The organism is Bacillus sp. 196mf (genome assembly GCF_003217275.1).
Taxonomy (GTDB): domain Bacteria; phylum Bacillota; class Bacilli; order Bacillales; family Bacillaceae_G; genus Bacillus_A; species Bacillus_A thuringiensis_S.
Genome location: NZ_QJTG01000002.1, coordinates 1 through 18,045 on the forward strand (window position 1 = coordinate 1; position 18,045 = coordinate 18,045).

The window sequence follows — 18,045 nt, forward strand, 5'->3', positions numbered from 1 at the left end:
ATTCACTCTGATCAAGGTTGGCACTATCAAATGAAACAATACCGCCATTCTCTTAAGAATTGTGGCATAACTCAAAGTATGTCTCGCAAAGGAAACTGTTATGACAATGCCGTTATTGAAAATTTCTTCGGTATTATGAAATCGGAATTTCTGTATCGAAAAGAATTTGAAAGTATAACACATTTCAAACAAGAATTAGCAAAGTATATAGAATACTATAATCATAAAAGAATTAAGGCAAAATTAAAGGGTATGAGCCCAGTACAATACCGGGCTCATACCCTAGAGGCTGCCTAATGAAACGACCTGTCTAACTTTCGGGGGTCACTTCATCTTGGATGGCTTTTGTTATGTTACGTGTATAAAGTTATTTTAAAATAACGACAAGATAATAGGTGAGATTATAACAATATTTGTGTAAGAGAATAAAAAATGTAGATAATTTCGATTTTCAAAAAAATCAATTTGAAAATATGTTTTTATTTTGCAACTAAATATGTTACTATATGTGTGATAAAAACAAAGAGGTCTGACAACTATACTCCACGTAATAACACTCTAATGATTTAAAAATTCAAAAAACTCAAAATTCAAAAATAACAATTGTATTAATGGTTAGAGTAAAAATAAGGGGAATGGAGAAATTATGGAGAAAGACACTGCTTTGTAAGGGGCATATTTTATCATCTTGAGCAGAGAGGAGGATGCATAGCATATTGTAAAATATAGAGATAAACAATGAAAAAATGCTATGCAAATGAAGAGCATGAAGGGACGTTTAAGGCCAGGTGATACGGTAGCAATTGGTTTAATGCTATTTGCATTATTTTTAGGAGCAGGAAATTTAATTTTCCCGCCAGTTTTAGGTCAACAAGCAGGAGAGAATGTTTGGATTGCTACAATAGGATTCCTTGTAACGGGAGTCGGATTACCCCTACTAGCTGTAACAGCTGTCGCGTTTGTAGAGGGGGACTTGAAAGCGCTATCTTCTAGAGTCCACCCTATATTTGCGTTTATTTTCCCATTGATTAGTTATTTAGCAATTGGACCATTTTTCGCGATTCCTCGTACTGGAGCTGTTTCGTTTGAAATGGGTATGAAGCCGTTTTTATCAGAGGCAATGGTTTCAGAGTGGTACATGCTATTTCTTTTCACGATAGTTTTCTTCGGAATAACGTGGTATTTATCATTAAATCCATCTAAATTAGTGGATTGGTTTGGAAAGTTTCTTACACCATTATTAGTATTAATTGTCGCTGTTATTGTCGGAAAGGCAATTATTGATCCAATTGGAGAGCCAGCTGCGCCGTTAGCTGCTTACAAAGAAAATGCTTTCTTTGGTGGATTTATTCAAGGATATTTAACGATGGATGCAATTAGTGCTCTCGTATTTGGGATTGTCGTTGTACAAGTTATCCGCTCTAAAGGGATAAAAGAGAGTAGTCAAATTGCAAAAATAACAGTCGTATCAGGTATTATTGCTGTACTTGGTTTAACGTTAATTTATTTATCACTTGCTTATCTTGGTTCAACAAGTACATCACTTGGTATTTCAGAAAACGGTGGTCTTATTTTAACGAATGTTGTAAATGAGCTATATGGGACGAGTGGTAAAATTTTATTAGGGCTTGTTATTATACTCGCTTGTTTAACAACTTCTGTTGGGTTAACATCTGCGTGTGCGGGTTTCTTTACAAACTTATTCCCAAAACTTTCGCATAAAACGATTGTAACAATGGTATGTGTATTTAGTTTAATTGTATCTAACCTAGGTTTAACACAATTAATCGCAGTAACATTACCTGTGTTAATGATCATTTATCCAGTTGCAATTGTATTAATCGTACTTTCGTATTTCCATAAGTGGATTGGGAAGCGTAATACAATTTATATTGGAGCTATTTTAGGTGCATTGTTAATTAGTTTCTTTAACGGTTTAGAAAGTGCGAAAATTAAAATTGACGCAATTTCTAATGTACTACAAATGTTACCGTTATATAACGAAGGAATCGGATGGTTAATTCCATCATGTATTGGCGGGATTCTCGGTTTCTTCTTCTATAAATCAAATGAATCAAGTGAATTACAAAAGAAAGGTGCTTAGGCACCTTTCTTTTTTTGAAGGGGATTTTTGTATTTTGTCTAAGTAATAATTGGGGGGAATGATAAATGGCTAATTTTGAAGATTTTTTAAATTTGGATTTGAGAATTGGAACTGTAATACATGCAGAGGAATTTAAAGAAGCGAGAGTACCAGCGATTAAATTAGCAATAGATTTTGGAGAAATCGGGATAAAGCAGTCAAGTGCCCAAATTACGAAAAGGTACAGTCCAGAAGATTTAGTCGGTCAACAAATCGTTGCGGTTGTAAACTTTCCACCGAAGCGTGTAGCTGGATTCAAATCAGAAGTGCTTGTGCTTGGCGGCGTTCCTGAAGCTGATGATGTTGTGTTGCTTCAGCCTAATATGGAATTGCCAAATGGAACGAAAATTAGCTAGGGTGAAGGTAGGGGCTAATATGGATATCGGACGAGAATATTTACAATGTGCGATTTCGAACTTTAAAGCAACAAAGAAGCAAGGGGAACGGGCACTTTCTCAATTATCATATGAACAAATACAATGGTATTCTCATGAAGAAACAAATAGTATAGCGATTATTATAAAGCATCTGCACGGTAATATGCGTTCTAGATGGACGGATTTTTTAACGTCTGATGGTGAAAAAACAGATCGTAATCGAGATGGTGAATTTGAGGGATGCTATCATTCAAAAGAAGAAGCCCTTATAGCTTGGCAAGAAGGATGGAAATATGTTTTTAATACGATGAATACTTTAACACCGGAACACTTATTGAAGACGGTATACATTCGCGGTGAAGCACATACTGTCATGCAAGCAATTGAAAGGCAAATTTCCCATTATGCATTGCATATTGGTCAGATTATTTACATTGGGAAGATGTTAAAAGAAAATGAGTGGGAATGTTTAAGTATTCCGAGAGGTCAGTCTGCACGTTATGTAGAGAAAAAACGTTCCACATAATAATAAGAAAGAAACCGATAAAAAATGGGAAAAAAGAGAATCAGCCAAATAATAGACGGTTCTGTAATCATAAGAATGCTGCCAAAAATAAGTCCATACATAATAAGAAAGAAATTGAAAAGTGTATTCACAGGGATAAATCGTGGGACGAACACTTGCTGTCGTTTAAAACAATCACTGTGAAATAAATAAAAGCGGAAGTACCATGTGGCGGTAATAAGATCTTTCTTTCTCACAATTCTTTTTTTGCATGTATGACAGATAAATGTTGGTTGCATTTCATTACGCTCCATTTTTTATTTTTATAATAATGTGAGACATAAGTAGGTACAACGTGTATGTTCCTATATACGCTCCTGCAATAAGGAAAAATGGATTCAGTAAAATCCCATGAATGCTCGTCATGAAAACTAAATCTTGTATTAAAACATCGTATATATTAATGGAAATAATTGTACCGAGTACATACAGTGCCAAGTACGCAGAAATATGTAGTACAATAAAGACTTTTGGATGCTTAGCGGACAAATAAAAAATGAATGATAGAGCGATTGGTAATATTCCTATTAATAGCTTCAATTCATTTCACCTCATTAACAATATAGCCGAAATTTTAACGGTCTATTCTCTAGGGCTTGTACATAACTTGAAATAGAGAGGTGATAGTATGAATCGGGGCTTTTTTTTTATGAAGTTTACAAGTATGCGTAAGTTAGTTTTATTTGTTATTACTACAGTGCTAGCGACTTTTTTTCTTATTAGTATGATGGTAACCTCTATGAAAGAGACGAAGTCAACGTATTTATATAATTGGTTAAATGAGTTATCGATGAATGGTTACATGTATGTACTTGGAAAAGAGAATCATTATTTTACACAGGAGTATCGAAAGTTGAATCAAGATTTTTCAATTTCTTCTTTTCTCTTTTCTATGGCTACAAATATTCGCTTTAATGATGTACGCAGTTTTGTCGGGAAAGAGCTACCCGGGTTTGGTAAGTACGATACAGAAATTGTTATTGCGGGTGAGGGCACAAACTATTCTAACTTACCGATAGAGTCGAGTGTACCTCTTGAAGAAGTAGTGAAAGAACGGACTAGTGGAACTGGACAAGCACCTAAACAAGATACGAATAAAGAGAAAAAACAGCCGTCCCAAACGACCGGGAAAAGACAAGTTGCGTTTATTTATCATACACATAGCTGGGAATCTTATTTACCTTTACTTAACTTAACGAATGACCCGAATCCGAATAAAGCAACGAGTTCTGTATCGAATATTTCTATATTAGGAGATCGTTTCCGTGAACAACTAGAAGGTGAAGGGATTGGAGCTACTAACGATAAGAGTGATGTTGGTCAAAAGTTAATAAGTAAGGGTTTAAACAGTAATAGTTCGTATAAAATGTCACGAGAAATTGTGCAGCAAGCTATGGCTGGAAATAAAGATCTTCAATACTTTTTTGATTTGCATCGTGATAGTGCTCGAAAGAATGTAACGACAAAAACAATTGGAGATAAATCATATGCGAAGCTTGCATTTGTAGTAGGGAAAGGAAATAAAAATTATGAAAAAAACTTACAATTAGCGACAGCTTTACATGAGGCGATTAATAAGAAATATCCAGGAGTGAGTCGTGGGGTCATTCAAAAAGGTTTTCAAACAGGAAATGGAATCTATAATCAAGATTTATCAGGACAAGCGATATTAATAGAAGTTGGCGGTGTAGATAATACGGAGGAAGAATTGAATCGATCAATTGATGCACTTGCTAAAGCATTTGGTGAATATTTTTGGCAGGCAGAAAAAGTGAATGGATAAAGTGAAACTTGAATTAGCCAGGGTATCTATCGATAATTATTAGCTCACTTCAATCTTGGAAAAGCGTAAGTGTAATGCTTACGTTTTTTGTGTTGGTTTGAAATGTGGATAGCAAGATGTCACAAAATGGACATGATTAATAATTATTATAGCGATATCGAAATTTGTCTAATTATAATAGGAGAATTAGAAAGGGATTTTTGAAATGGCAGAGAAAATCTTTTTACAAGGAAAATTTTTATATTATGAAATTGATAGGGTGATTTAGGTGATTAGGGAGATCAAAGTAGAAGATGCAGCATCATTTTTGCAATTAAGTAAGCAATTAGATGAAGAAACGAAGTTTATGTTATATGAACCAGGAGAAAGGAAAACTACAGCTGAGCAACAAGAAAAAATGATCCAGCGATTTATAGAAAATGAATATGCAACAATATTTGTAGCAGTTGAAGATGAGAGAATAATAGGTTTTATATTAGTGAATGGAAATAACATTCAAAGAAAGAGGCATGTGGCAAGCATTGTAATTGGTATTTTGCAAGAGTATAACGGGCGAGGTATTGGGACGAGATTGTTTAAAGAGGTTGAGAAGTGGGCAAAATTACATGATGTATGGCGTTTAGAATTAACAGTAATGGCCCACAATACAAGAGCTCAGGCACTATATAAAAAAGCTGGATTTGAGAAAGAAGGTGTCAAAAAAGCTGCTCTTATTATCGATGGAAAGGACATCGATGAGTATGAAATGGCCAAATTATTAAAATAAGAGGTCGTTATATGAAAAAAAGATGGGCACTACTCGGTATCGTAGCTGCAATAATTATTGTTGGAGTAGCAGGAATCAATTATAAAATGTATAAGGATAAGCAGGCGCGGGAAGTAAGTGTAAATAGTATATTTCCAAAAGCGAAAGAAACGATTGCTAATATGGATGGGGATATTGCGGTAATTAATAATCCGAATTCAATGCTTGTACTTGTGAATAAAAGTAGGCGTTTACCAGATGGTTATAGACCGCCAGATTTAGTTATTCCGAAAGTGCGCTACTCTAGTGAAGGTGATCAAGAAAAGAAAAAGATGAGAAAAGAGGCAGCGAGGGCGCTTGAGGAAATGTTCCAGCAAGCTAACAACGAGCGTATTTTCCTTTTTGCAGTTTCTGGATTTAGATCCTTTGATCGACAAAAAGCATTAAATACGATGTATAAAAAACAAGATGGGGAAGCAAAAACAGCAATGTCTAGCGCGGTTCCTGGCACAAGTGAGCATCAAACTGGATTAGCTATGGATATTACGTCTCAATCTGCTAAATTTCAGTTAGAGACGTTTTTTGGGGAAACGAAAGAAGGTCAGTGGCTTTCTGAAAATGCCCATAAATTTGGTTTTGTGATTCGATACACAAAAGCGAAAGAAACGATTACGGGCTATCGGTATGAACCATGGCACGTAAGGTATGTGGGAAATCCACAAGCTACATATTTGTATGATAATCAACTGACGCTTGAAGAAGTAACAGAGTAAATGATTGAGGGGAGAGACGTATAATGACGATGTTATATAAGAAAAAAGTACATGCATATATTACAAGAGAAAAAGAGGGGGTTATGCAATTACTGGTTTTTAAACATCGTGATATACATGAAGCTGGTATTCAAGTGCCAGGGGGAACGGTTGATGAAGGTGAAACGTTAGAAGCGGCTATATTGCGTGAAGTACAGGAAGAATCCGGATTACGTCATTTATGTATAGAGCGTTTTTTAGCAGATTACATTATACATGTGAAGGAAAAACAGGAATATGAAAAACGTCACTTTTTTCATGTAACTTTACTAACTGATGTAAAAGATACATGGGAACATATAGTAAGTGCTGGTGAGAAAGATCAAGGTTTAGCGTTTAGCTACGAATGGGTTAATATTGCAAAATGCCCTGAATTAGCAGGGAAACAAGGAGAGTTTTTACACTTATTGGATGAGATATATGTAAAGTAATAAAAGAGTCTGAAGCGAAAGTTCATTCGTTTCAGACTCTTTTTATTTTTTGGGAAATTAAAGGCTTTTTGAATAGATAAATTGAATTTCTTTAAAGGAATATTAGTTTGGAATAGTTGGGGTGAAAAGATGAAAAAGTAAGAGTTATACGCAAAAAAGTTGCTATAAGGGAGAATATAAATGGAGATTCAGTTTAATCCAGTATTAAAAAAAGAATTAACAATTCATGATATACAAACCGAAATGGAATCTGGGCAGTTAACTTCAAAGGAATTAGTGATGTATTATCTTCATAGAATCGCAAAGTATGACCAAGACGGACCGGAAATTAATTCTATTTTAGAAATCAATCCAGATGCTATTTTTATTGCAGAAGCGTTAGATTATGAAAGAAAGACAAAAGGTATAAGGGGTCCATTACATGGTATACCTGTTTTGCTTAAAGACAATATTGAAACGAATGACTCCATGCATACAAGTGCAGGTACGATTGCTCTAGAACAAAATATAAGCAGTGAAGATGCATTTCTCGTTACAAAATTACGAGAAGCCGGAGCAGTAATAATAGGAAAAACAAATATGACAGAATTAGCAAATGCAATGTCTTTTGAAATGTGGGCTGGATATAGTGCAAGAGGTGGTCAAACAATCAATCCATACGGAACGGGCAAGGACCATATGTTTGTTGGCGGATCTAGTACAGGATCTGCGATAGCAGTTGCCGCTAACTTTACAGTAGTATCTATTGGGACAGAAACCGATGCTTCTATTTTGAGCCCCGCTGTTCAAAATTCTGTAGTAGGTATTAAACCGACTGTCGGTTTAATTAGTCGTAGAGGAATTATTCCATTTACTTATTCGCAAGATACAGCTGGACCATTTGCTAGAACGGTAACAGATGCTGCTATTTTGCTAGGGAGTTTAATTGGAGTAGATGAGAAAGATGTTGCTACTCATAGAAGTGAAGGCAGAGCAGGATTATACAAAATATCTTAATGTTAATGGCTTAAATGGAGCGAAGATTGGTGTGTTTAACGATGCACCAAAAGATTATTACGAAAATGGTGAGTATGATGAAATCTTGTTTAAGGAAACGATCCAAGTATTACGTAATGAAGGAGCGACAGTAGTAGAAAATATTAATATTCCTTCTTTTCATAGAGAATGGAGTTGGGGAGTGCCGCTTTATGAACTGAAGCATAGTTTAGATAACTATCTTTCTAAATTACCTTCTACTATTCCGGTACATTCTATTTCGGAGTTAATGGAGTTTAATAAAAACATAGCAGAAAGAGCTTTAAAATATGGACAAACTAAGTTAGAGGGAAGAAAAGATTTTCCTAATACGTTACGAAATCCAGAATATTTAAATGCAAGATTAGAAGATATATATTTTTCACAAGAACAAGGCATTGATTTTGCATTGGAAAAATATAATCTTGATGCGATACTGTTTCCTTCCTATATAGCTTCTACTATATGTGCGAAAGCGGGTTATCCGTCTATAGCAATACCTGCAGGATATATGGAAAGCGGGAGACCTTTTGGAATTACGATTGCAAGTACTGCCTTTAGTGAAGGGATGTTAATTAAGCTAGCTTACGCTTTTGAACAGGCGACAAAACATAGAAAAATCCCAAACTTGTCATGAATAGAATAAATAAAAAGGACAGGGAATGCCTGTCCTTTTTGTTTTAGTGATTAAAGTGAAATATCGTTCTGCTCTGTTTTATGATATTTTAATAAACTAAAAGATAAACAAGCGGAACATAAAATAAGAATAGATGCGATGATATAAATTGTACGAACACCGAACATATCAGTAATAATGCCAACGCTAAGCATAGAAAGACCAGAAGCTGTTGAAAGAAGGGCGCCATGTGCTGTATACATTTTTGATAATAAAGAAGGGGTGACACTTGATTGTAAAACAGTCGTTTGAGAAATATCTCTAATTTGATAACATGGTCCCATTAGAACACATAGAAAAAGCGCAATAAATCCGCTGCTCGTCATACCATATAAAAATGTAAGAATGCTAAATATAAGAGAGCCAATCGACATAGATCGTATTAAATTGTTTTGAATATAGGAACTCATTTTCCATGCTAATAGACCACCGATTAACGTGCCAACATAATAACTTGTATTAATATATCCCCACCATTCTTCGCCTTTATGAAGAATAGTCGTAACATATGCCATCGTAATAGCACCAATCCATATTGTCCCGGCGAAAGTTTCAATTAAGTCCATATATGTAACGGTACGGAGAGAAGGATTTTGAAATAAGAGTTTCCAACCTTCCGATAAAGCAGTACTTTTTGAAGAGGGAGGATCTGATATTCGTTCAGTATGTATGGTACGTAATGAAAAGTGTAATGCAATACATCCAAAAATCATTAACATGTTATTAATCATGAGTGTAGATGTAGCGCCAATGAGAAGAACGATAACACTCGTAAATGAATAAGCGGCGGCTTGCGCAATTTGTGTTGAAAAGGAAAAGATACTATTTACTTTTACTAATTTTTCTTTCGGTGTAAGGCGCGGAAGAATGCTGTATAGTAATGGAGCGCTCCATCCACTACATAATGAAATGAAAAAAATAAAAGTTAATAGAGCTATAATGTTTGTGGATAAGACCGGAAACAAAATCATTAATAATAGTAAAAAGACTGTTTTTAGCCATTGTAGCGTATATAACAACGTATAAGACGGAAAACGATTTATTATTAGTGGTGCAAAGATGTTAGCAATTAGATTTGTGATAACTTGTAATAATGGAAAAAGAGCAGTAATAGTAGCTGATTTAGTTGCTATATAAATATGAGTTGTAATAATCATTACATATACGATGTCAGCGAGAGTAATGCATGTTTTGGAACCTAAGTAGTAGGTTAGTGACAGGTTTCTCAATAAGAATAACACCTCTATAAAAATAGTATTTAGTAATTAGAATAATTGTAATTTAAAAAATGAAATTTTTAAAGAATTTAATTTTTTGTCACTTTTTGAAAGGAATTTTCATGTATAATGAAGAATATATTGATATAGTATTATATTAATAATCATAGTAACAGTGAGTATGTACAATAGCTTGTAGCAAACGCCCAAGTGTAAGAAAGGGCGGATAAACCATTCTTTTCTTCATATACATATAGAAAATGAGAAAGAAAGTGAGGGTTGCATATGGCTGCTTGGGTAATTTGGTTTATAATAGCTGGTATTTTATTTATTGCAGAAATGTTGTCGATTACATTTTACATGCTTTGGCTTGGAATTGGAGCTGTTGTCGGAGGTCTTATTGCTTTGTTTGCTCCTGATGCACTACTGTTACAAGTTACTGTTGGCGCAATTATAAGTTTAACTTTGACATTCTTTACGAAAAGAATTTCAAAAAACTTTCGAGAAGCAAAAGGTTTTACGGATACAGTAGATATGCTTGTTGGTAAAAAAGGGATTGTTATGCAAGCGATTACAAATGAAGCGAATGGTATTGTGAAGGTGGATGGAGATACTTGGACAGCTATTGCAGATTCTTCAATTGATGCTGGAGAAAAAGTCGTTGTTATAAAGAGGCATAGTACTATATTACAAGTAAAAAAGGAGAGTGAATAAATATGGTAGCATTAACGTTAACGATTATATTCGCACTAATTGTAGTTACATTTATCGCATTAACAATTAAAATTATTCCTCAGCAAAAAGTTGGGGTTGTTGAAAGATTTGGTAAGTTTCAACGTATCATGCACCCAGGATTAAATATTTTAATCCCAATTGTAGATCGTGTTCGTGTATATCACGACTTACGTATTCAACAAACGAATGTACCACCGCAAAAAGTAATTACGAAAGATAATGTTCAAGTAGAAATAGATACAATTATTTTTTATCAAATTGTTGAACCAGAACTTGCGACATATGGTATTTCAAACTATGAATATGGTGTTCGTAATATTACTTCAGCAACGATGCGTCAAATTATCGGTAAAATGGAACTGGATGAAACGTTATCTGGTCGTGAAAAAATTTCAACAGAAATCCGCTTAGCGCTTGATGAAGCAACAGAAAAATGGGGCGTACGTATTGAACGTGTCGAAGTTGTTGATATTAACCCGCCAAAAGATGTGCAAGCATCAATGGAAAAACAAATGAAGGCTGAGCGTAATAAACGTGCAATTATTTTAGAAGCTGAAGCAGCAAAACAAGATAAAGTTCTTCGTGCTGAAGGGGAAAAGCAAAGTAAAATCTTGATGGCTGAAGGGGATAAAGAAGCGCGTATTCGCGAAGCTGAAGGTATAAGAGAAGCAAAAGAATTAGAGGCACAAGGGGAAGCGCGAGCAATTGAAGAAATCGCAAAAGCAGAACAAAACCGTATTGAATTGCTTCGTGAAGCGAATTTGGATGAGCGCATACTTGCTTACAAATCATTCGAATCATTAGCTGAAGTTGCAAAAGGACCAGCAAATAAAGTCTTTATTCCGTCTAATGCAATTGAAACACTTGGTACTCTTGGGGCAATTGGAGAAATATTTAAAGAAAAACAAGCGAAGAAACTACCTTCAAATGATACAGGAAAAGAACAATAAAAGTGAGGAAGAGAAATGGGATACCATTTCTCTTTTTTTTGTGCGTATATTCCGAAAAGCTTGTACATATTCATGTATAAAGAAGGTGATGCAGTGAAAAAGTATGCAACTCGAATACATGGGAAGAAATTAATTTCGTTACTCCTTTTATATGCGCTAATAGTAATTATAATAGCGTCGATTTTGACGTCACTTTTACATACAATGAAATCGAATTATGCAAATCAATGGTTTGGAAAAGTATCGATGCAAGGTTTTGTTCAAATGATAGAAAGTGAGAATCACTATTACGGATTTGATTATTTTAAGCAGAATAAAAGAGAGTCAGTTGGGAATTTAATGTTCTCTATTGCGACAGATTTGAAAATTAAAGATTTAAGAACATTCGTCGGTAAAGAAGTACCTGGTATGTCAAAGTATTATTCTAATATTATCGTAGCTGGGGAAGGGACAAACTTGACGAATATCCCAAATGAATCTAGTGTACCGATTGAAGAAGTAACGAAAGAACGGGAAGTAGCAAAAGATAAAGTTACAGAAGCGGAAAAGAATAATCCGGTTCAGAAAAAGAACGGAGCGAAAAAAGGTGAAAGCGCAGTATATATTTATCATACACATAGCTGGGAATCCTTCTTTCCATTATTACCAGGGGCAACTGATCCATCTAGCCCAGATGTAAATGTGTCCTTACTAGGAAAACGTATGAAGGAACAACTTGAGGGGCAAGGAATTCCAGTAATTCACGATAAAACGAATATGGGTGATTTATTAGCGAGTAAAAAGTGGGTATGGTATCAGTCATATAAAGCATCTCATGAATATGTAAAAGGAGCATTAGCACAAAATAATAAAATTGCGTTTCCGATTGATATACATCGTGATGATCAGCGTAAGAAAGTAACAACAAAAGTAATTAATGGAAAATCGTATGCAAGATTATATTTTATTATTGGGATGGAAAATGAAGGCCGTGCTGAAAATGAAAAAATTGCAAGAGCGATCAATAGTTATTTAGATGAAAACTATTACGGATTAAGTAGAGGGATTTTTCCGAAGTATAAAAAAGATGGAAATGGCGTTTATAACCAAGATCTATCGAAAAATGCGATGTTAATTGAAGTTGGTGGTGTTGATAATACGTTAGATGAATTATATAACACAATTGATGTGTTAACAGAAGCGTTTAGTAAATATTATTGGAATGATGCGGAAAAAGTGAATGGATGAGGGACGGGAGACCGTTCCTTTTTATTTTGAAATCTTAAAATGTGATATAATAGAATTTTGTGAATGTTAAATAAAGGGGGAGAGAGAAACATGCAAATACTACTAATACGCCACGGAGAATCAGAAGCTGATATTTTACATGTGCATGAAGGACGAGCTGATTTTGAGTTGACTGACAAAGGAAGACGACAAGTACAAAGACTTGTACAGAAAGTGAAAAAAGATTTTGCACCAGATTTCATTTGGGCAAGCACATTAAAACGCGCTCGCGAAACGGGTGAAACATTAGCAGAAGCAATTGGTTGTCCAATTCAATTAGAAGAGGAATTAATGGAGTTTAATAATGGAATACAAGCTGGCTTATCATTTGAAGAAGCAAAGAAATATCCAGAGCCAAAATTTCTTCATGACCGTTTTGAAAACGGAGAGTCATTTATTGAGTTTCGAATGAGAATAGAAGGGATTTTTTCTAAAATTGTGACAGAGAATACATATGATCGAATTGCGATTGTTGCCCATGGAGGCGTAATTAATAGTCTATTACGTGCATTTTTCAATATGCCAATTTCAATGGACTACTATTTCAAAATGGGAGATACGGGAATAAGTTTAATTGAAATTGAGGGTGAACAAAAAACGGTGCATTTCATTAATGATACGAATCATTTGGACGGGATGTAAAGACTTATGTACAAAGTTGCATTTTTTGATGTTGACGGTACGCTTTTAAGCGAGATTGATAGAAGTATGCACGAAAGTACAAAAGAAGCGGTACAAAGATTAATAGATAAGGGGATTCACGTAGTTGTTACAACAGGGAGACCATATAGTTTATGCTCACAATTTAAGGGGCTAGGCATAAAAACGTATATTTCTGCAAATGGTGCACATATAAAATTTGGGGAAAAAGTTATACATAAATCAGTACTTTCAAGCGAAATCGTTCATGATATTTCAAATTTTGCTGAATTACATGGTCACAGTGTTTCTTACTTTACAGAAGAATTTGCAATGAATGATATTGCCTCCAAAGATGAACGTGTCATACGAGCGTTAAATGAAACTTTAAATTTAGAGCGGTATCCTGACAAAGTTAAAAACTTGTCAGATGAGATGTATTGCATATGTCTGTATGCTGATGAAGCAGAAGCTCAAAAATTCATTGAAAGATATCCAGCACTTACGTTTGACCGTTTTCATGGTTACGTTATGAATGTATTGGAAGATAGTAAAGTATCGAAGCTAACTGCAATTCAAAAAGTATTGGAACATTTAAATATTAGTAAATCAGAAGCCATTGCTTTTGGTGATGGTGGAAATGATATTGAGATGTTGCAGTATGTAGGATTAGGAGTTGCGATGGGAAATGGTGGAGAGGAGTTGAAGAGAAGGGCTGATTTCGTTACAACGAAGGCGAGTGAAGGCGGAATTTCTTATGCCTTAAAGAAGTTGCACATTATTTAAAACGGATAGCTAGTCAGTGTGAAAAATCCTGTTTTAATAATAGGATTTTTTTGTTCAACAATGTGCTTGCAATAAAAGGAAAAATATGAGTATAATGAGAAAGTAATTAGGTAAGCTAATCATTTAATGAGAAAGGAGAGTGAAGATGAATGGATTCAAGAAAAGATTCTCTTCCTTTAGGGATTGAGCCGTACGCAGAGTTAATCAAAAAGACAGCATCAGCGGAAACGGATCCAATCGCAGCAAAACTTGGTTTGTTAATGTTATGGACGTCTGATAATGTTCTTGATGCGGTTGACGTAGATTTAGCTCCGCTTGGTATTTCAGAGAGTAAATTAGATTTTTTACTATTGTTTATTTTGCGTGAAATGGAAGCGAATCGGGAAGAGGTGAACATGAGTCCTTCGGATATTGCGAGTCGATTAGGGATTACACGTGCTTCTGTCACTGGCTTATTAGATTGGATGGAGAAACGAGAGTTAATCGTAAGATTCCACCATTCTGAAGATCGAAGAAGATTAAAGGTGAAAATTACTCCGAAAGGAAAAGAACTAGTTACACATTCTTTACCAACTTTTTGGTTATCTTGCGCTTCGTTAGTTGATGGCTTTAATCAAGAAGAGCGTCAAGTTTTAGAAAAGTTATTAAATAAAATGCAAACAACTATGCAGGTGAAATTAGGAGAAGGTAGGTAAATAAGTTGATTATGAAGATCAACTTATTTATTTGGACATATAATTAGCTTACCTTATTATATGCTTAACTAACTTTATGAACGGTGATAATTTTTGCTATGTAATTAAAATAAATAAGAGTTAAAGGAATGCTATTTTAGTAATTTAGAGAGTTTAAACTAATAAAAACAAATCGTAATAAGGGAGAGAGTTTATGATGGAAATAGGAAAGGAAGTAAATAGTGAAAAGAATTATACAATAATGACAGCAGTATTATGTTGGTCGGGTATGGTAGTTATGTCTAGCCTATATGTAACAATACCTTTAATCTCTCTATTTTCAAACATTTTTAATACGTCATTAGCACAATCGGCAGCTACAGGAAGTATATTTTCTGTTGGCTTTGCTATAGGGTGTTTGTTATTTGGGGCAATTTCTGATAAATATGGACGAAAAAAAGTGATTTTTATTGGATTGCTTGCACTGTCGATTGTTTCTTTTTGCTTAGGGTTTGTAGATAGTTTATTTTGGCTTGTTATTTTTAGAGGTATACAAGGGATAGCAGCAGCTACATTTTCTCCAGTAGCGCTAGCCTACGTTGTAGAAATGTTCCCAGTAGAAAGAAGGGTTACAACAATAGGATTTGTTAGTACTGGTTTTTTAGTAGCTGGAATTGTAGGGCAGGTAATAAGTACTGCTGTTAGTCAGCATTTTGGATGGCATATGGTTTTCTTTCTTCTTAGCATTGTCTATATAAGTACTGCTATATGGGTTTATTATTCTCTTCCGAAAGGAGAGACGTCTCAATCCTATACTGATATTTTGGGGCCAATTAAACAGATGGGTAAAGTTTTTACAAATAAAAGCTTAGTATTAAGCTATATAATTGCATTTGTTTTATTAATGGCTTTTGTTAATATATATACTGTTTTAGGGAATTATTTGAGCTCTCCTACTTACAATTTAACTGCAGAACAAATTCTTTATTTTCGCTTAGCGGGGCTATTTGGTATGTTGCTGTCACCGCTTGCAGGTCGTTTAACGAAGAGGTTTGAAGTAAGAAAAGTTCTTCAGGGAGGATTGTTGATCGCTATTTTTAGTCTAAGTTCAATGGGATTTGTTTCGTATCTATCTCTACTTGTAATGATGAGTGTCTGTTTTGTAATAGGTATTGCTATATCCGTTCCGTCTTTAGTTTCTCTTGTAGGTCAATTAGGAGGGAAAGCGAGGGGAATAGCGGTATCTATTTATACTTTTATTTTATTTTTAGGTACTAGTATAGGACCTATCATTTCTATTTATCTAATGAAAATAGGAGGGTATGCTCAAACATTTATTTTATTAGGAATGCTACTTTTTATTGGTTTTGTAGCTTCTCTATTTATAATTAATGAATAAGTGGAAAATCACTCAAATAAAGGAATGCGAGGATCTTTCATATGCTCACATAATAAAAGATGAATTTGTCCACGATGATGATAAAAGTGTGCAACGATTTCAAGTAACCATTCAAAGCGCGAATAAGAAATACCCCAATAGGCAGTCATAACTTCTGCTAATTCTATTTGGGAGTAGGAAAGAAATGTTTTGGAGAGAAGGTTGTATCCTTCAATCATCGTTTGTTGCATTTGAGCAACTGTTACGGGCGTATGTTCTATATAAAAGGTATGTAATTCTTTTTCTGGAATACCATTTAAAATGAGCAAATCAGCATGACAAATAAGAGAAAGATGTGTACACATTTCAAATAATGATCGTTTTGAGTGAATCGGTTGTATTTTTAAATCGTTTTCACTATATTGGTTAAGCATATAAATAGAAGTATCAATAGCAACTTTTAGTTGATGTAATGCAGATTGAACAAACATTGTAATTCTCCTCGTCTCCGTATATAATAGTTTCTTGAGGATATTATATCATACTCAAAATTCCGAAAATTCTAGTAGTTTGACTAGCATAATGAAAAGTATTATATTGTAAAAGGTCATATGAAACGTGAAATAGAATGGAATGCAATTATTGAGTTAGGAGTTAGACCAATGAGTTTGAAATATGGAAGAGATACAATTGTAGAAATTGACTTAAATGCTGTAAAACATAATGTAAAAGAATTTAAAAAACATGTAAATGATGAAGAAATTAAGATGATGGCTGCTGTAAAAGCGAATGGGTATGGCCATGGGGCAGTTGAAGTTGCCAAAGCTGCAATTGAAGCTGGAATAAATCAACTTGCAGTTGCATTTGTAGATGAAGCAATAGAATTAAGAGAAGCAGGAATTACTGTGCCGATTTTAATTTTAGGATACACACCAGTAGCGGCTGTAGAAGATGTAATTCAATATGACGTTATGATGACTGTTTATAGAGTAGAAGATTTACATGGTATAAATGAAATTGCAAACCGTCTTCAAAAGAAAGTACAAATTCAAGTGAAAATTGATACAGGAATGAGTCGTATCGGTTTACAAGAAGAAGAAGTTAAACCATTTTTAGAAGAATTAAACCGTATGGAGTATATAGAAGTAGTAGGGATATTTACGCATTACTCTACGGCAGATGAAATCGATAAATCATATACGAATATGCAAACAAGTTTATTTGAAAAAGCTGTTAATACAGCGAAAGAATTAGGAATTCAAATACCATATATTCATAGTTCAAATAGTGCAGGATCAATGGAATTAAGTAACACATTTCAAAATATGGTGCGCGTTGGAATAGGAGTGTACGGTATGTATCCATCAAAAGAGGTGGATCATTCAGTCGTTTCTTTACAGCCTGCGTTGTCGTTAAAATCAAAAGTGGCTCATATTAAACATGCGAAGAAAAATCGTGGTGTAAGTTATGGGAATACGTATGTAACAACTGGTGAAGAATGGATTGCGACTGTACCAATTGGTTATGCTGATGGTTATAATCGTCAATTATCTAATAAAGGCTATGCGTTAATTAACGGGGTTCGAGTACCTGTAATTGGCCGTGTTTGTATGGATCAGTTAATGTTGGATGTTTCAAAAGCGATGCCAGTACAAGTAGGAGACGAAGTAGTATTCTACGGTAAACAAGGTGAAGAAAATATCACAGTAGAAGAAATAGCGGATATGTTAAGTACAATAAACTATGAAGTTACATGTATGCTAGATAGAAGAATTCCGCGTGTTTATAAAGAAAATGACGAAACAACTGCAGTTGTAAATATATTAAGAAAAAACTGAATCATTTAGATTCAGT

The 18,045-nt window shown here is 34.4% G+C and carries 20 protein-coding genes and 1 pseudogene; 17 read left to right on the plus strand and 4 right to left on the minus strand.

From position 1 onward, the window contains the following. The 4 genes from ATL10_RS04240 to ATL10_RS04255 form a co-directional block, all read left to right on the plus strand. Positions 1-297: IS3 family transposase (locus ATL10_RS04240; protein WP_142669926.1), on the plus strand; the 297-nt coding region annotated here is incomplete at its 5' end. A gap of 469 nt (positions 298-766) precedes the next feature. Beyond that, positions 767-2,104, plus strand: a complete 1,338-nt coding sequence (gene brnQ4 / locus ATL10_RS04245; protein ID WP_011110049.1) for a branched-chain amino acid transport system II carrier protein BrnQ4 — start codon at positions 767-769, stop codon at positions 2,102-2,104. A 65-nt stretch (positions 2,105-2,169) separates the two neighbouring features. Then, the gene (gene csaA, locus ATL10_RS04250) at positions 2,170-2,499 is read left to right on the plus strand and encodes a chaperone CsaA (protein ID WP_001263018.1); all 330 of its coding nucleotides are present in this window, start codon (positions 2,170-2,172) and stop codon (positions 2,497-2,499) included. Further along, a complete protein-coding gene (locus ATL10_RS04255) occupies positions 2,480-3,046 on the plus strand; it encodes a DUF1572 domain-containing protein (RefSeq protein ID WP_139213214.1) in 567 nt (188 codons plus the stop codon). Before csaA ends, ATL10_RS04255 begins: the two co-directional genes overlap by 20 nt. On the opposite strand, the gene ATL10_RS04260 is transcribed toward ATL10_RS04255, so the two are convergent. Next, entirely contained in the window at positions 3,019-3,324 is a 306-nt protein-coding gene (locus ATL10_RS04260; protein WP_139213215.1) for a permease, read from the minus strand. The genes ATL10_RS04255 and ATL10_RS04260 overlap by 28 nt on opposite strands. 4 nt (positions 3,325-3,328) lie before the next feature. Further along, positions 3,329-3,625, minus strand: coding sequence for a hypothetical protein (locus ATL10_RS04265; RefSeq protein ID WP_090976262.1), 297 nt, complete (start codon positions 3,623-3,625; stop codon positions 3,329-3,331). Positions 3,626-3,713: 88 nt separating this feature from the next. On the opposite strand from ATL10_RS04265, the gene spoIIP (ATL10_RS04270) reads away from it, so the two are divergent. From spoIIP (ATL10_RS04270) to ATL10_RS04295, 5 genes and pseudogenes are all read left to right on the plus strand, one after another. Continuing rightward, positions 3,714-4,868 (plus strand): stage II sporulation protein P, encoded by a 1,155-nt coding sequence (gene spoIIP / locus ATL10_RS04270; RefSeq protein ID WP_001079282.1) that lies wholly within the window; start codon positions 3,714-3,716, stop codon positions 4,866-4,868. A gap of 268 nt (positions 4,869-5,136) precedes the next feature. After that, positions 5,137-5,634 carry a GNAT family N-acetyltransferase gene (locus ATL10_RS04280; RefSeq protein WP_002093964.1) on the plus strand — a complete coding sequence of 166 codons (498 nt, stop codon included), beginning with the start codon at positions 5,137-5,139 and terminating at the stop codon, positions 5,632-5,634. An 11-nt stretch (positions 5,635-5,645) separates the two neighbouring features. Beyond that, positions 5,646-6,386 (plus strand): M15 family metallopeptidase, encoded by a 741-nt coding sequence (locus ATL10_RS04285; protein WP_090976264.1) that lies wholly within the window; start codon positions 5,646-5,648, stop codon positions 6,384-6,386. Between the two features lie 23 nt (positions 6,387-6,409). Then, the gene (locus ATL10_RS04290) at positions 6,410-6,856 is read left to right on the plus strand and encodes an NUDIX hydrolase (protein WP_016512975.1); all 447 of its coding nucleotides are present in this window, start codon (positions 6,410-6,412) and stop codon (positions 6,854-6,856) included. Positions 6,857-7,036: 180 nt separating this feature from the next. Then, a pseudogene (locus ATL10_RS04295) lies at positions 7,037-8,507 on the plus strand (amidase family protein). Positions 8,508-8,557: 50 nt separating this feature from the next. Here ATL10_RS04295 and ATL10_RS04300 read toward each other — a convergent pair. Further along, complete coding sequence (locus ATL10_RS04300; RefSeq protein ID WP_110496485.1) at positions 8,558-9,775, minus strand: MFS transporter; 1,218 nt, start codon at positions 9,773-9,775, stop codon at positions 8,558-8,560. Positions 9,776-10,048: 273 nt separating this feature from the next. Between ATL10_RS04300 and ATL10_RS04305 the strand changes: the two genes are divergently transcribed. The 7 genes from ATL10_RS04305 to ATL10_RS04335 all read left to right on the plus strand — a co-directional run bounded on the left by ATL10_RS04305 (position 10,049) and on the right by ATL10_RS04335 (position 16,212). Next, complete coding sequence (locus ATL10_RS04305; protein ID WP_000741971.1) at positions 10,049-10,477, plus strand: NfeD family protein; 429 nt, start codon at positions 10,049-10,051, stop codon at positions 10,475-10,477. 2 nt (positions 10,478-10,479) lie between these two features. Further along, positions 10,480-11,448: an SPFH domain-containing protein gene (locus tag ATL10_RS04310; RefSeq protein ID WP_000226254.1), complete on the plus strand. Its 969-nt coding sequence runs from the start codon at positions 10,480-10,482 to the stop codon at positions 11,446-11,448. 15 nt (positions 11,449-11,463) lie between these two features. Then, the gene (spoIIP, locus tag ATL10_RS04315) at positions 11,464-12,675 is read left to right on the plus strand and encodes a stage II sporulation protein P (protein ID WP_002093965.1); all 1,212 of its coding nucleotides are present in this window, start codon (positions 11,464-11,466) and stop codon (positions 12,673-12,675) included. A 90-nt stretch (positions 12,676-12,765) separates the two neighbouring features. Beyond that, positions 12,766-13,356, plus strand: a complete 591-nt coding sequence (locus ATL10_RS04320) for a histidine phosphatase family protein (protein ID WP_001166442.1) — start codon at positions 12,766-12,768, stop codon at positions 13,354-13,356. A gap of 6 nt (positions 13,357-13,362) precedes the next feature. Further along, the gene (locus tag ATL10_RS04325; RefSeq protein WP_000278721.1) at positions 13,363-14,139 is read left to right on the plus strand and encodes a Cof-type HAD-IIB family hydrolase; all 777 of its coding nucleotides are present in this window, start codon (positions 13,363-13,365) and stop codon (positions 14,137-14,139) included. 149 nt (positions 14,140-14,288) lie between these two features. Next, the gene (locus tag ATL10_RS04330) at positions 14,289-14,834 is read left to right on the plus strand and encodes a MarR family winged helix-turn-helix transcriptional regulator (RefSeq protein ID WP_090976270.1); all 546 of its coding nucleotides are present in this window, start codon (positions 14,289-14,291) and stop codon (positions 14,832-14,834) included. Between the two features lie 196 nt (positions 14,835-15,030). Beyond that, positions 15,031-16,212 (plus strand): MFS transporter, encoded by a 1,182-nt coding sequence (locus ATL10_RS04335; protein ID WP_139213216.1) that lies wholly within the window; start codon positions 15,031-15,033, stop codon positions 16,210-16,212. Between the two features lie 8 nt (positions 16,213-16,220). Here the strand turns inward: ATL10_RS04335 and ATL10_RS04340 are convergent, their stop codons facing one another. Beyond that, positions 16,221-16,682, minus strand: coding sequence for a DinB family protein (locus ATL10_RS04340; protein WP_000498006.1), 462 nt, complete (start codon positions 16,680-16,682; stop codon positions 16,221-16,223). Between the two features lie 171 nt (positions 16,683-16,853). Here ATL10_RS04340 and alr point away from each other — a divergent pair, with 171 nt between their 5' ends. Continuing rightward, entirely contained in the window at positions 16,854-18,029 is a 1,176-nt protein-coding gene (alr, locus tag ATL10_RS04345) for an alanine racemase (protein ID WP_002093966.1), read from the plus strand. The last annotated feature ends 16 nt before the right edge of the window (positions 18,030-18,045 follow it).

Coding starts and splice junctions, on each gene's coding strand:
- csaA (WP_001263018.1), top strand. CDS start 2,170: ATGGCTAATTTTGAAGATTTTTTAAATTTGGATTTGAGAATTGGAACT.
- ATL10_RS04255 (WP_139213214.1), top strand. CDS start 2,480: ATGGAACGAAAATTAGCTAGGGTGAAGGTAGGGGCTAATATGGATATC.
- ATL10_RS04330 (WP_090976270.1), top strand. CDS start 14,289: ATGGATTCAAGAAAAGATTCTCTTCCTTTAGGGATTGAGCCGTACGCA.
- ATL10_RS04320 (WP_001166442.1), top strand. CDS start 12,766: ATGCAAATACTACTAATACGCCACGGAGAATCAGAAGCTGATATTTTA.
- ATL10_RS04335 (WP_139213216.1), top strand. CDS start 15,031: ATGGAAATAGGAAAGGAAGTAAATAGTGAAAAGAATTATACAATAATG.
- ATL10_RS04325 (WP_000278721.1), top strand. CDS start 13,363: ATGTACAAAGTTGCATTTTTTGATGTTGACGGTACGCTTTTAAGCGAG.
- spoIIP (WP_002093965.1), top strand. CDS start 11,464: ATGGGATACCATTTCTCTTTTTTTTGTGCGTATATTCCGAAAAGCTTG.
- ATL10_RS04310 (WP_000226254.1), top strand. CDS start 10,480: ATGGTAGCATTAACGTTAACGATTATATTCGCACTAATTGTAGTTACA.
- ATL10_RS04305 (WP_000741971.1), top strand. CDS start 10,049: ATGGCTGCTTGGGTAATTTGGTTTATAATAGCTGGTATTTTATTTATT.
- ATL10_RS04285 (WP_090976264.1), top strand. CDS start 5,646: ATGAAAAAAAGATGGGCACTACTCGGTATCGTAGCTGCAATAATTATT.
- ATL10_RS04340 (WP_000498006.1), bottom strand. CDS start 16,682: ATGTTTGTTCAATCTGCATTACATCAACTAAAAGTTGCTATTGATACT.
- spoIIP (WP_001079282.1), top strand. CDS start 3,714: ATGAATCGGGGCTTTTTTTTTATGAAGTTTACAAGTATGCGTAAGTTA.
- ATL10_RS04290 (WP_016512975.1), top strand. CDS start 6,410: ATGACGATGTTATATAAGAAAAAAGTACATGCATATATTACAAGAGAA.
- ATL10_RS04260 (WP_139213215.1), bottom strand. CDS start 3,324: ATGCAACCAACATTTATCTGTCATACATGCAAAAAAAGAATTGTGAGA.
- brnQ4 (WP_011110049.1), top strand. CDS start 767: ATGAAGGGACGTTTAAGGCCAGGTGATACGGTAGCAATTGGTTTAATG.
- alr (WP_002093966.1), top strand. CDS start 16,854: ATGAGTTTGAAATATGGAAGAGATACAATTGTAGAAATTGACTTAAAT.